The sequence below is a fragment of the Hwangdonia lutea genome, assembly GCF_032814565.1.
Lineage (GTDB): Bacteria > Bacteroidota > Bacteroidia > Flavobacteriales > Flavobacteriaceae > Hwangdonia > Hwangdonia lutea.
In genome coordinates, this window is the sequence record NZ_CP136521.1 from 2,341,552 (window position 1) to 2,354,649 (window position 13,098).

The following is a 13,098-nucleotide window of genomic DNA, read 5'->3' on the forward strand; positions in this document are numbered from 1 at the left end:
TCACTACTCAATCTTTTTAAAACGTCGTGCAGAGTACCGGCAACGTAGCTACCAATTAAGTGAAGTGCTTTACCAAAATTAAGCTGACTTTACGATTTAAAAAGGATTTCAAACATGCCGTTCAATCCCTAACGCTACCTATCCGCCAACATTATTTCTTGGAGTAATTTTTTGTCATTCCTGCGAATCCCGATAGCTATCGGGAAGGAATCCACTTTTCATAACTTCCTGCTAATCGTCAAGCCGTCGCGAATGGGTAAAACCACAGTTTCAACCCTTCTATCGTTTTTTAAAAGTTTGTTGTATTCTATTAAAGCAGGGGTAGAGGTGTCTTCTTTTTTAAAAGTTGTCTCTAAAACTTTACCGCTCCACAAAACATTGTCGGATAAAATAATACCGCCTGTATTTAATTTGTCAACAATCACATTAAAGTAATTGGAATAGTTTTCTTTATCGGCATCAATAAAAACCAAATCAAAGGTTTTGTCTAGTTTCGGAATAATATCCAAAGCATCACCTAAATGCTGGAATATTTGATTGCCATAATCAGATTTATCAAAATACCTACGCTGAAAATCAAACAGTTCCTCATTGAGGTCAATAGTATGAAGCTCGCCATTTTTTTGTAAACCTTCGGCTAAACACAAAGCGGAATAGCCCGTATAAGTGCCAATTTCCAGTATGTTTTTTGGATGCACTATTTTAGAAATCATACTCAATACGCGCCCCTGGTAATGACCACTAAGCATACGTGGTTGCAATATTTTTTGATAGGTTTCCCTATTGAGTTGCTGTAGCAATTCTGGTTCGTCCTCAGAATGTTTTACTACGTAATCATCTATGTTTTCGGGTATAAAATGCATTAACTTAAAATTCTATTTACCAATTCTTTTTTAGCCGTTTCGTCATCGCCACATAACCATTGTATAACGTTGTCTTCCCAAATAGCGTCGCGTTCAGATTCGTTAATAATGTTGCGTTCAATGGCTAAATCTAAAATTTTTCCGGGATACGACGACTGTTTGGTGCTTTCCATTTCACCCAAAGGATAGGGGTCGTCCAATCCCATTAGTACTTGTTGTGAACCTTGATTTTTTATGAGCAATTCCAACCCGCCGGTATCATGAACCAAGGTATCGAAGAAAATGTTTTTATGCCCAACGGCTTTTCTGGGGTGGTGTTTGCCTTCAAATAAATCGGGTCTACCATCAAACCCTTGAATACGTCGGCCTAAATTAATTTGTGCCAATTGGCCGCCGTGTGCAAAACAAGTTCTCATATTTGGGTATTTTTCTTGGTACCCATTTAAAGTTAAAAAATGATAGGCATCGGCACATTGTGCCAACATCCAAATTAAATGAAAACGCCACGAGGTGTTTTCCAGTTTTATAAATTTTTCACCATCGTAAGGATGAATTTCTACGGCTAAATTGTATTTGTTGGCCAGTTCAAAAATGGGCTCGTTTTCCTCATCAAAAATGCAACGCCACGTGCCAATGGTATCCATATAATGGGTTGGCAAACAAAGTAATTGCATGCCATGGGTTTCCACGCATCGTTCAATTTCCCAACAGGCACTCCTAACAAAACCCGGGTGCACCACAAAGCCACAAGTAAATTTATTGGGATTTTCGTGCTGTATTTTGGCGTTGAAATCGTTTTGAAAACGCAATGCTTGTTTCATTTCTTCAACACGTAAACCATTGCCGTACAATTGCGATAAATTTAAAACCACGGCATGGTCTATTTTGTTGCGTTCCATCCATTCCAACTTTTCGTGTAAAAAGAAACTGGAATCGGTTACGGGACGGCTCCAATCTTTTTGAAGCATATATTTCCTGTCCTTGTCAACCCAAAAAATGCCCTTTTCGCGCATAAAATCGGGTATTTCCTCAGGGTAAGGCAGTAAATGTGAATGGCCGTTTATTCGAAGTTTACGTTTCATTAATCTTCCAGTTTTACTTTCTTTGGAGGCTGCATCACTTCGCCGCAATTCGGGCAAGACCGCTTGTCTTCATCACTGTAATAATTATCGAAAATTTTAGGCATATCCGTTTCAATATTGTCGAGCGTAAAATCTTCTTCATATAATTTTGTGGTGCAATTTTCGCAAAACCAAAGCAATGCATCCTGTACCCCTTTTTCTCTGGGATACTCAATAACCAAGCCTACGGTATGGGCGCCTCGTTGTGGTGAGTGCGGTACTTTTGGGGGCAATAAAAAAATCTCGCCCTCTTTAATATGAATGTCTTTTGGTGTGCCTTCTTCAATAATTTTAAGCACGATATCACCTTCTATTTGATAGAAAAATTCAGGGGTTTCATTGTAGTGATAATCCTTTCTGCTATTTGGGCCACCAACCACCATTACAATAAAATCACCATCTTTCCAAACCACTTTATTGCCCACAGGCGGTTTTAATAAATGTCTGTTTTCTTCAATCCAAGCTTTAAAATTTATGGGCGGATATACTTTACTCATCGTATGTTTATGTTTTGGGCGTGCCCTTGCAGGTCAGGCTTTCCGCTATATCTTTTGCAAAAAAGCAAAAGGATGCCGCTTCAATCCTTCACGCGAAATTTACGTTAAAGTTAATAATTACTTTTCAATTAATAAGATGTCAAATCGAGTTTAACGGCTAAAGGCTTTTTGTACGGCCACCATCAACCGGAACGTTAATTCCGTTTACATAACTGGCACAATCACTCGCTAAAAACGTGATAACATTTGCGGTTTCTTCAGGCTTTGCAAATCGTTTGGCAGGCGAATAACCTTTCATAATTTCTGCCATAGCCTCTACACTTTTGTTTTCGTTGGCAGCCTTAATTTTAATTATTTCGTTTAAACGCTCCGTTTCGGTAAATCCGGGCAATACATTGTTAACGGTAATGCCAAAAGCACCAACTTCGGTAGCCAAAGTTTTGCTCCAGTTGCCCACGGCGCCTCTAATGGTATTGCTTACACCCAAACCAGGAATGGGTTCTTTTACAGACGTAGAAATGATATTGACTATTCTTCCGAAACCTGCCTCTTTCATAAATGGGATGGTAGCTTGAGCCAACACATGATTGCATTTTAAATGCTGAATAAAGGCTTTATCGAATTCTTCGAGCGCAGCTGTTAAAATAGAACCGCTTCTCGGGCCACCTGTGTTATTAATTAAAATATGAAACCCGTGGTTTTTCTCAATAAAATTAATGACTTTTTCTTGTAAATCCCTGGGATTGGAAAAGTCTGCCACAATATAGCTATGGTTTTTAGTATTTGGTAATTCTGCTAAAACCGCTTTTAGTTTTTCCCTGTTTCTGGCCACTAAAGTAACGTTTACACCTTCGGCAGCTAAAGCCATGGCGGTTGCTTTTCCTATGCCTTGCGTGCTTCCGCAAACTAAGGCGCTTTTGTTGTTTAATTTAAGATTCATATTTTTTTATTCCCGCTTTTTGTCTTCACTAAAATGAATTACGGCGGAATCTATTTAATTATTTATTTCGATTTTTATTTATGAGATACTGAAACAAGTTCAGTATGACAACTAGTTGTCAGTATTTTATACAAACATTTTTTGCTTCGGTAAAAAAACGCAAGGCTTCAAATCCGCCTTCACGACCAATCCCACTTGCTTTAACACCGCCAAACGGCGTACGTAAATCGCGTAACATCCACGTGTTTACCCAAACAATTCCCGCTTGCAATTGGTTGCTCATTCGCATGGTACGTTTTACATCGTTGGTCCAAAGGGTTGCCGATAAGCCGTATTTTACTTGGTTTGCCATTTGTAAAACTTCATCTTCGGTATTAAAAGGCATGATGCTTACTACGGGCCCGAAAATTTCTTCTTGGTTTACGGTGCATTCGTTGGTTTTAACTTCAATTATGGTGGGCTCTAAATAATAACCGTTCTCAAAACCTTTAACTGTTACTTCATTGCCACTACACAAAATAACATTGTTTTCGGCTTTGGCCATGTTAATATAGTTTTTTACTTTTTTAAGATGTGCTTTTGAAACTAATGCGCCTATATCAGTATCGTTTTTAGATGGATGCCCAACTTTAAGTTGCTTAACTTTTTCAACAAAATCGGTTTTAAACTTGTCGTAAATTGAAGCTTCCACAAAAATTCGGCTTCCGCATAAACAAATTTGACCTTGATTGGCAAACGATGAACGCACCGTAGTTTCCAACATATCCTCGTAATCGCAATCGGCAAAAATGATGTTTGGGTTTTTGCCCCCAAGTTCTAAAGATAGCTTTTTAAACATGGGTGCAGCTACTTTTGCAATGTGCGCACCGGTTGTGGTTCCGCCGGTAAACGAAATCGCTTTAATATCCGGATGTTCAATTATCGCTTGACCTGTTGTGGTGCCTAAGCCGTGAACAATATTTAGCACGCCTTTGGGGAGGCCGGCCTTATTTAGTAGTTCACTCAAAAGATAAGCTGTCATTGGTGTAACTTCGCTAGGTTTTGCAACCACACAGTTTCCTACAGCTATGGCCGGAGCAATTTTCCATGTAAACAAATAGAGTGGCAAATTCCATGGTGAAATACAACCAACAACACCAATAGGTTGCCTTAAAGTATAGTTGATAGCATTTTGCCCCACGCTGTCGTGACTTTCGCTGGCAAATTGGGTGATGGCATTCCCAAAGAACCTGAAATTACTTGCTGCTCTTGGGATATCAACGGTTTTTGCTAAACCGATGGGTTTGCCATTGTCTTTGCTTTCGGCCTCGGCAAAGCGCTGTATACTACTTTCTAATAATTCTGAAATTTTTATTAGGATTCTACTGCGCTCTTCAAGAGTGGTTTGCGACCACGTTGGAAAAGCCGATTTTGCTGCGATATATGCATTTTCTACATCTTCTTTTGAAGAGTTTGGTAGTTGCCCGTAAACTTCGCCATTTGATGGGTTGTAGTTGTCTAGCCACTCATTTTCGATTGGATTATGGAAGTTGCCGTTTATGTAGTTTTGGATGTTCATATTTTGTCATTCCTGCGAAGGCAGGAATCTACTTTTTAGTTTCAGCTTTTAATGGATTCCTGCCTTCGCAGGAATGACAATTATTGTTTTTTATAAGCCATTACCTTAATCTCCACCACCAAATCGGGGTGCGGTAATTGGTGTACTGCCACGGTGGTTCGAGTGGGGCCTGTTTCCTTATCAAAAAATTCTGCGTAAGCTTTATTGTAACCTGCAAAGTCATTCATATTTACTAAAAAAGTGGTTACATCAACCACATCTTTTAAAGTGGCGCCTTCTTTGGCTAAGTTTTTTTCGATGTTTAATAGAACTTCGCGGGTTTGTGTTTCTATATTTAAACGCTTGGTTCCCATCTCATCGATAATGTCGACGCCAGCAATGGTATTGTCTGCACGACGAGAACTGGTGCCCGATACAAATATAAAATCGCCCACGCGCTTGGTGTGTGGGTATGCGCCTCTTGGGGTTACGTTAGTTCCTGCGGAGGCAGGAATCTCATTTTTTTTGTTACTCATAATTCTTACTTTTTTTCTTTCTGTTCATTTTATCTTGATACAAAACGAACCAAAAAATCATATTGAAATGAGGAAATCCCTGCGGAACATTCTCTTTCGGAATTACGTGCTTAAAGCTTCGCTTTGCATCTTCATTCCTTCGTTCATTATTTCTGCATTTCAATGTTCAACTCTCCGAGTTGATTTGGGACTTTTATTTTTATTATGTTTTGTCTGTCCCTAATTATTTTTTTCAATTCTGCTAACTGCTAACTGCTAACTGCTAACTGCTAACTGCTAACTGCTAACTTTAGTGTAATCCTGCAATTTTATCTTCTTCTAAAATAGCTTCGGTTTCTTGCTTTATTTTTTCTAGTATTGTTTTTAAATCTTCTTTTGTCATATCGATACTATCGTCTCCGTTCAAGATAGACTTCGTCGAGATGTTGCCATCTACTAATAAATTCAAAATCGCTTTGTCTTGCGCGCGTCCTTTTAACATAGCTTCGCGGTATCCTAAATTTTCATTAAATGTTACCAATGCGTATTTTGAAGCATAATCATCTGGAAAATGTTCTTCTAAAAGCATTTCCAATTTACGCTTTTCTTGGAACATAGGATTTGCTGTATGGGATTTCATTTCATAGAAATTATCAATCGCTAAATCAGCAATGGCATCGGTATCTTTTTTACGTGTTTTTTCGTAGGCTGCAAATGTGGCTTCCCAACTTTCTAGTTTTTGGTCTAAAATGTTATCAAATATAACCACATCTTCAAACGATGCGTTCATGCCCTGTCCGTAAAACGGAACGATGGCATGTGCCGCATCGCCCATTAAAAGCGTATTGCCTTTGTAATGCCAAGGCGAACATTTTACGGTGCCCAAAGGCGACGTTGGATTTTCAAAAAAATCATCAATTAAATTGGGCATTAAGGCTAAAGCGTCTGGGAATTCTTTTTGGAAAAACTCTAAAACGGTATCTTCGGTGGTTAAATTATTAAAATGATATTCGCCTTCATCGTAACTTAAAAATAGCGTTACCGTAAAACTGCCGTCTAAATTTGGTAGAGCAATGAGCATAAACGTACCACGAGGCCAAATATGAAGCGCGTTTTTATAAGTTTTAAAATCGCCATTTTCCTTTGGAAGAATACTGAGTTCTTTATAACCGTGCGTTAAGTAATCTTGCGAAAAACTGAATAAAAACTTTTTGCCTAAAAAATAGCTTTTTCGCAGTACAGAGCCTGCACCATCGGTAGCTATAATAATATCGGCATCTTCAATAAATTGATCTTTGGTATTGTAATCTTGAAATAGGGCGGTGGTTTTTTCAAAATCGACCGATTTACACTTTTTGTTGAAATAAACCGAAACGTTTTTGTGCTTTTCGGCTTCGGTTAAAAGTAAAGCATTGAGTTGGCCGCGTGAAATGGAGTTGATGTATTCATCCTCTCGACCGCTGTAATTCGATAAATGGGTATGGCCTTTTTTATCGTGAATCATTCTACCATGCATTGGGATGCAGAGCGACCTGACTTTGTCTTCAATACCAACAAGCTTCATGGCTTTAATACCACGGTCTGAAAGTGCTAAGTTTATGGAACGACCTGCTGAAATGTCTACTTTACGTAAGTCTGGGCGCATTTCGTAAACGGAAACATGATACCCGCGTTGGCCTAATCTTAGTGCCAGAAGGCTGCCACACAATCCTGCTCCAATGATTAGTATGTTTTGTTGTTTTTCTTTCATTTTTGTCATTCCTGAACTTGTTTCAGGATCTCATTGTTATTAATATTTTAATTTAGAGTGGATTCCTGCATTCACTTCGACAAGCTCAGTATGGCACGCAGGAATGACAAATCAATTTAAAATACGCTTCAATCTTTCAACCAAATTATAAACATCTTCAAACGAGTTGTAAAGTGGCACGGGCGCACAGCGTATTACATCGGGTTCTCTCCAATCGCTAATTACTCCATTTTCGGTCAATTTGTTATGCAAACTTTTGTCGGCATTTTTAACTTGAATGGATAGTTGGCAGCCCCGTTCATTGGGTTTTTCGGGTGTAATAATTCTTATGGTATCTTCGCCTAACTGTTTTAACAAAAACTCAAAATAACCCGTGAGCTTTTTAGATTTTTTAGCGAGCTTTTTTATACCAACTTCTTCAATCATATCGAGTGATGCTTTTATGGCGGCCATCGATAAAATGGGCGGATTGCTAAGTTGCCAACCTTCGGCCCCCGGAATAACATCAAATTCATCGCGCATATTAAAACGTGTTTGTTTGTTGTGGCTCCACCAACCTGTAAATCGGTTTAAGCTGTTATCGTGCGCATGACGCTCGTGCACGAAACAACCGGCTAAACTTCCGGGACCTGAGTTTAGGTATTTGTAAGTACACCAAACGGCAAAATCAGCTCCGGAATCGTGTAAATTCAGTTCGACATTTCCTGCGCCGTGGGCACAGTCAAACCCTACTTTACAACCGTGTTTATGTCCGAGTTCAGTTATTTTTTTTAAATCGAAAAATTGCCCCGTGTAATAATTAACGCCTCCAATCATAATGAGCGCTATTTCATCACCTTGGTCTTTTAAAATAGTTTCTAAATCTTTAGTTCTTAATAATTCTTCACCTTTTCGTGGTTTCCATAAAACCACTCCCTCTTTATCATCAAATCCATGATGACGCAATTGCGATTCAACCGCATATTTATCAGACGGAAACGCATTACTTTCAATAAGTATTTTATAACGTGTTTTTGTAGGTTTATAAAACGATACCATCATAAAATGAAGGTTTGCCGTTAGGGTATTCATTACCACCACTTCTATGGATTTTGCGCCTACTACATTTGCCATACTTTTGGTTAAAAACTCGTGGTAACCCAACCATGGATTTTTAGCTTCGGTGTGCCCTTCAACCCCTAAATTAGCCCAATCTTCAAGCTCTTGGTTTATATAGTTTTTGGTAGTTTTTGGCTGTAAACCAAGTGAGTTTCCAGTCATGTAAATCAACTCATTTCCCTGTTCGTTTTTTGGAATATGAAACTGATTTCTGTAGCCTGCTAATGCATCGTTTTGGTCCTGCTGTTGTGCGTAATCAAGACCTAGTTTATAATCGGACAAAGTGAAGGGTTTTTCGGTTTCTAACAAAAATAAGAATTATATATTTAGAAACGAACCGATAAATTAGACTAAATTTTTAGTGAATCTTTTTTGTATATTTAGTAAAAACTTTAAGGTATGGGAAAAATTAAAGAATATTCGAACGTAGAAACAACGGTGGTTTGGGAGGCTGAAAAGTGCATACATTCGGCAATTTGTGCCAAAGGTTTGCCCGAAGTATTCCAGCCCAAAGAAAGGCCTTGGGTAAAAATTGATGCTGCAAAAACCGATGCTATTATCGATCAAGTAAAACAATGTCCTTCGGGTGCATTAACGTATTATATGAATGCTGAAGGCGATAAGACAGCCGAAACATTGGAAACCAAAGTTGAGGTTTTGGAAAACGGCCCATTATTGGTTTACGGTACACTTAAGGTTACCCATAAAGATGGCAGCGAAGAAATTAAAAATAAAACCACTGCTTTTTGCCGATGTGGTGCATCAAACAACAAACCTTTTTGCGATGGTACCCATGTAAAGGCATCGTTTAAAGGCTAACATGAAATGCTAAAAAAGGGAAAAGCGCTTTAATCAATGATTAAAGCGCTTTTCATATATATAGGCGCAAATGCGGAAAAAACTATCTATACTTTATATACGGTATAAGTCGTAATTTAGATGTTTACCTTACAGTAAAATAGTAAAATGTTACTCTACGGTAATTTTTACATCGGAAAAGTTAAGATTCCAGTTTTCGCCCTGTTTTTTATGCTCTAAAGCTATTTTTATGCCCTTAAAATCTTGATGGTTTTCAAAGGTGGTAATCATCGATGGGTCTTTTTGATTGCCTTTTCTAAACACCCATTCCCGAATTAAATAATCCGTATCGAAATAAATATCATAAGCATCGCCAGGTGTGTAACCGCCATCGTTTGAATAGGTTAAAGTAATTTTATTCATGTCGCTTTTACTAATGGGTGCTTCTGCTTTAACGGGTTCCGAAATGGTCGTGCCAGAATCCCAAACCAATTGAAACGGCACAAGTAACCAGAATTTGTCATTAATAAATCCTTGGTCTGCTTTTAGGCTCGTACTATCAATCGAAGCCCTATTATACGAAACCGTTTCATTATTCATCGTCATACTAACTGCATTGGTTTTTGGGTTCCAGCGCCAGCTTCTCTCAAAATGGCTGCTATCTCTATCTACATTAAAAGTAAATTGAATTTCGGTAACGTTTTTCCAGTTTTCAAAACCATGTGCTTTTGCTATTTTTTCAGCCACCGTAAGTTGTGGTTCAACTGTTTTGCTTTCGGGTTTTTGCTTGCAACCAAAGAAAATTAAGGTTGTAAAAACAATGTAAATGAAGTTTTTCATAATTTAGATTTTTGTAAAGATATCATTTGAAGATGACAACCAATAATAAATATTTTAAAACCAATAAAGCGACTTGGAACGAAAAAGTAAAAGTACACGCTAAAAGTGCGATGTATAATTTAGAGGAATTTAAAAAAGGAAAGTTGTCTTTAATGCCTTATGAATTGAATGCTTTGGGTGATGTAAAAGGGAAATCGTTGTTGCATTTACAATGTCATTTTGGACAAGATACACTGAGTTGGAGTAGGCTGGGAGCCCACTGTACGGGCATTGATTTGAGCGATGAGGGTATCAAATTGGCAAAAGAATTAAATGAAGAATTAAAGCTTGATGCCAAATTTGTGTGTTGTAATGTTTTGGACACCTCGGCGTTTGTAAAAGACACCTTCGATATTGTTTTTACCAGTTACGGCGTAATAGGTTGGTTGCCCGATTTAAAACCTTGGGGTGAAATGATTGCGGAGCGTTTAAAAAAAGGCGGTACCTTTTATATGGTTGAATTTCACCCGATAGTTTGGATGTTCGATTATTTGGAAGGCAAACCCATTATGACATATGGCTATATGCAAAACGATGTGATTTATGAAGAATATGAAGGCACTTACGCCAATCAAGACTCTAAAATGATTAGTAAGGAATACGGTTGGAATCACGGTTTGGGCGAAGTAGTTTCGGCTTTAACCGAAGCGGGTTTGCATATCGAGTATTTAAAAGAACACGACGAAAGCCCGTATGATGTGTTGCCAAATTTAGTAGAAACCAAAACAGGCATGTTTGTTACCAAAGATAAATTGTACCCTTTAATTTTTGAGTTGAAGGCGAGTAAGGTTTAAGGTTATGTAGCCTTTATTCAGGATGGGTCAATGTTAACAATCTTATCGGAATTGCTAACATTCCAACACCGTACAATCATCATTATGAGGTAATTAAAAAATAAAATATTAACTTTGAAGAACTAGGCTAGTGCTTTTCATAGGACACGGTGTTGCCAACAGTAGTTTTTATTATTTGTTCCGATTCTTTTTTTATTCCTTCATATTTTTTAATAAACTCTTCGCATTTTTCATTCGCTTTTGGGTTCGTACATTTTACTCTTCCAGCTCTTTTGCCGAGAAATTCAAAATATTCGTTGTATTCCCAACATAACTCCCAAATTCCACCTTTAGTTCCACATTCAGCATTAGGTAAAGCTGTTTCTAAAAACGCATATTCTTTCGTGTTTAAAGTTGCTCGTCCAATTATTATTTTCTTTAAATTATTTAGTTTTAAAATCGGTAAAAATGCAGGAAATTCTGTTTTGTTAATTATAAAACCTAAAGAAAAAACTTCAAGATTTGGCAAACCTTCTAAAAATTCAAAATTTTCAATCGGTTGATTCCAGTCAAGTGTTCCGTCAATGTGCAAATATTTTAAACTTTCAATTCCTTTAAGATTTTCAAAACTCGAAACTTTCCTCAAATTCTCAAAGTGAAGTGATTTCAGTTTCTTTAAATTTCGCAAAGGTGATAAGTCAGAAAATCCAGAAACATATTCAAGCACAATCTCTTCTAAATTGATTAATTCTCCAATGAATTCTATGTCTTTTGTCCGCAGATGAGTAATTCTCAATCTTGTTATTTGAGTTAGTTTGCTTATTTTTTGAACTTGTTCTTTACTTGGTTCGTGTAAAGTTATTTCCTCAATATTTGGGCAATTAAAAACTTGATTCCAATTATTATCATTTTTAGAAATCATTAAAATTCTGACATCTTCTTTGTTTATTATTTCCTCGTTTGCAGAATACGCATATCTTTCTACATTCGGAATAATTGTCCAATAGTTACCTGTTCTGTCTAAAAAATCTCCAAAATGGTGTTTCATTCGTTTGAGTGAGTTCTATGTCTTGTCCTGAAATATGGCTACAGGTTAAAATTGATTTATGCTGTTTTTAAATATACCATATTGGGTGTTTTATAGTCTAAAGATAAATGTAATCTTATTTCGTTGTATAGATTAATTGCATTTTTTGTTGCTCTTCTTGCGTGTTGTAGGCTATCAAAGGTCTGATCTAGATAGAACTCGTCTTTTAGAATTCCGTTTACACGCTCAGCCATGGCATTTTCGTAGCAATGATTTTCTTCTGTCATGCTAATATCGATGTTATTTCTCTTTAAAATTTGAGTGTAGACGTTACTGCAGTATTGTATACCTCTGTCGGAATGGTGAATAAGTCGAGTAGTGTCTTTAGCTTGATACAGCGCCTTGTTTAAAGCTCTTTCGCAACCTTTTAGTTCCAGGCTGTTACTTATGTCATACCCTACAATTTTTCGGCTGTACATGTCTGTAATGAGTGCCAGGTAACAAAAACCTTTTATGGTTCTAATGTAGGTGATATCGCTTACCCAGACTTGGTTTGGTCTAGTTATTTCAACATCTTTAATAATGTTTTTGTATTTGTAGAACCTGTGCAATGAGTTAGTGGTTCTAGAGCTGTATTTCTTTCTAAGTGTGAGCATATTGTGTTTTCTAAGTATGTTGAACAAGGTGTCTCTGCCTATTTTAAGATTGGATTCAATAAACTCCTGTTCTAATGATCTGGTGAGTTTTCTAACGCCTTCTCTGGGAAGGGATCTGCGTCTTTTCTTGACTATAACCACTACTTTTTTCTCTATTTCCAGACGTTTGTCCTCACGACGTTTGTATTTGTAGTATGCATCACGTTTGAGTCCGAAACAAGCAGTTATAGTAGTAAGAGAAGCAAATCCCTTAGATTTTTCCTTGGCCTTAATCAGGGCTTGATACTTAGTTTTTTTTTAAGTTCAAGAACAGATTTATAGCCTAGTTGTTCTGCTGCAACTTCCAGATAGGAATCATCTATTAAGGCATCCATATCCTTTTTCAGCAGTAGTTTCTTTAGCTGTTCAATCTCTTTTTGAAGTTGTTTAATACGGGTTATTTCGTCTTTGGTTTTCACAGTTACTCTGGTGTTCATTAGATCTTTACGGTTGTACTTCTTTATCCACTCATTGATTGTGGTAGGTGCAATACCATAAGCTTTACCAAGTTGATACTTGTTTAGTTTTCCTGAGGTAAGTTCGTCTAAAATTTTGAGTTTAAAAGATTCAGAATACCGTCTAATTACTTTGTCATTTTTGTACAT

At 37.3% G+C, this 13,098-nt stretch carries 14 protein-coding genes; 2 read left to right on the forward strand and 12 right to left on the reverse strand.

Annotation, left to right across the window (positions count from 1 at the left end):
• Positions 1-218: 218 nt before the first annotated feature.
• The 8 genes from RNZ46_RS10170 to kynU all read right to left on the reverse strand — a co-directional run bounded on the left by RNZ46_RS10170 (position 219) and on the right by kynU (position 8,603).
• Positions 219-863 carry an O-methyltransferase gene (locus RNZ46_RS10170; protein ID WP_316982096.1) on the reverse strand — a complete coding sequence of 215 codons (645 nt, stop codon included), beginning with the start codon at positions 861-863 and terminating at the stop codon, positions 219-221.
• Entirely contained in the window at positions 863-1,945 is a 1,083-nt protein-coding gene (locus RNZ46_RS10175) for an amidohydrolase family protein (RefSeq protein ID WP_316982097.1), read from the reverse strand. The genes RNZ46_RS10170 and RNZ46_RS10175 overlap by 1 nt, the downstream gene beginning before the upstream one ends.
• On the reverse strand, positions 1,945-2,481 hold the full coding sequence (locus tag RNZ46_RS10180; RefSeq protein ID WP_316982098.1) for a 3-hydroxyanthranilate 3,4-dioxygenase: 537 nt from the start codon (positions 2,479-2,481) through the stop codon (positions 1,945-1,947). The genes RNZ46_RS10175 and RNZ46_RS10180 overlap by 1 nt, the downstream gene beginning before the upstream one ends.
• A gap of 157 nt (positions 2,482-2,638) precedes the next feature.
• Positions 2,639-3,421, reverse strand: a complete 783-nt coding sequence (locus tag RNZ46_RS10185) for an SDR family oxidoreductase (protein WP_316982099.1) — start codon at positions 3,419-3,421, stop codon at positions 2,639-2,641.
• 118 nt (positions 3,422-3,539) lie between these two features.
• Positions 3,540-4,979, reverse strand: coding sequence for an aldehyde dehydrogenase (locus RNZ46_RS10190; RefSeq protein WP_316982100.1), 1,440 nt, complete (start codon positions 4,977-4,979; stop codon positions 3,540-3,542).
• Positions 4,980-5,059: 80 nt separating this feature from the next.
• Positions 5,060-5,494, reverse strand: coding sequence for a RidA family protein (locus RNZ46_RS10195; RefSeq protein ID WP_316982101.1), 435 nt, complete (start codon positions 5,492-5,494; stop codon positions 5,060-5,062).
• Positions 5,495-5,783: 289 nt separating this feature from the next.
• Positions 5,784-7,223 (reverse strand): FAD-dependent oxidoreductase, encoded by a 1,440-nt coding sequence (locus RNZ46_RS10200; protein WP_316982102.1) that lies wholly within the window; start codon positions 7,221-7,223, stop codon positions 5,784-5,786.
• A 111-nt stretch (positions 7,224-7,334) separates the two neighbouring features.
• On the reverse strand, positions 7,335-8,603 hold the full coding sequence (kynU, locus tag RNZ46_RS10205) for a kynureninase (RefSeq protein WP_316984985.1): 1,269 nt from the start codon (positions 8,601-8,603) through the stop codon (positions 7,335-7,337).
• A gap of 117 nt (positions 8,604-8,720) precedes the next feature.
• Here kynU and RNZ46_RS10210 point away from each other — a divergent pair, with 117 nt between their 5' ends.
• Positions 8,721-9,140, forward strand: coding sequence for a (4Fe-4S)-binding protein (locus tag RNZ46_RS10210; protein WP_316982103.1), 420 nt, complete (start codon positions 8,721-8,723; stop codon positions 9,138-9,140).
• Between the two features lie 150 nt (positions 9,141-9,290).
• On the opposite strand, the gene RNZ46_RS10215 is transcribed toward RNZ46_RS10210, so the two are convergent.
• Positions 9,291-9,959, reverse strand: coding sequence for a hypothetical protein (locus tag RNZ46_RS10215; protein WP_316982104.1), 669 nt, complete (start codon positions 9,957-9,959; stop codon positions 9,291-9,293).
• 32 nt (positions 9,960-9,991) lie between these two features.
• On the opposite strand from RNZ46_RS10215, the gene RNZ46_RS10220 reads away from it, so the two are divergent.
• Positions 9,992-10,792 carry a class I SAM-dependent methyltransferase gene (locus tag RNZ46_RS10220; protein WP_316982105.1) on the forward strand — a complete coding sequence of 267 codons (801 nt, stop codon included), beginning with the start codon at positions 9,992-9,994 and terminating at the stop codon, positions 10,790-10,792.
• 127 nt (positions 10,793-10,919) lie between these two features.
• Here RNZ46_RS10220 and RNZ46_RS10225 read toward each other — a convergent pair whose 3' ends face one another.
• The 3 genes from RNZ46_RS10225 to RNZ46_RS10235 are packed head-to-tail and all read right to left on the reverse strand — an operon-like array spanning position 10,920 to position 13,098.
• Positions 10,920-11,819, reverse strand: a complete 900-nt coding sequence (locus RNZ46_RS10225; protein ID WP_316982106.1) for a leucine-rich repeat domain-containing protein — start codon at positions 11,817-11,819, stop codon at positions 10,920-10,922.
• A gap of 56 nt (positions 11,820-11,875) precedes the next feature.
• On the reverse strand, positions 11,876-12,730 hold the full coding sequence (locus RNZ46_RS10230) for an IS3 family transposase (protein WP_316984982.1): 855 nt from the start codon (positions 12,728-12,730) through the stop codon (positions 11,876-11,878).
• A complete protein-coding gene (locus RNZ46_RS10235; protein WP_316981920.1) occupies positions 12,727-13,098 on the reverse strand; it encodes a transposase in 372 nt (123 codons plus the stop codon). The genes RNZ46_RS10230 and RNZ46_RS10235 overlap by 4 nt, the downstream gene beginning before the upstream one ends.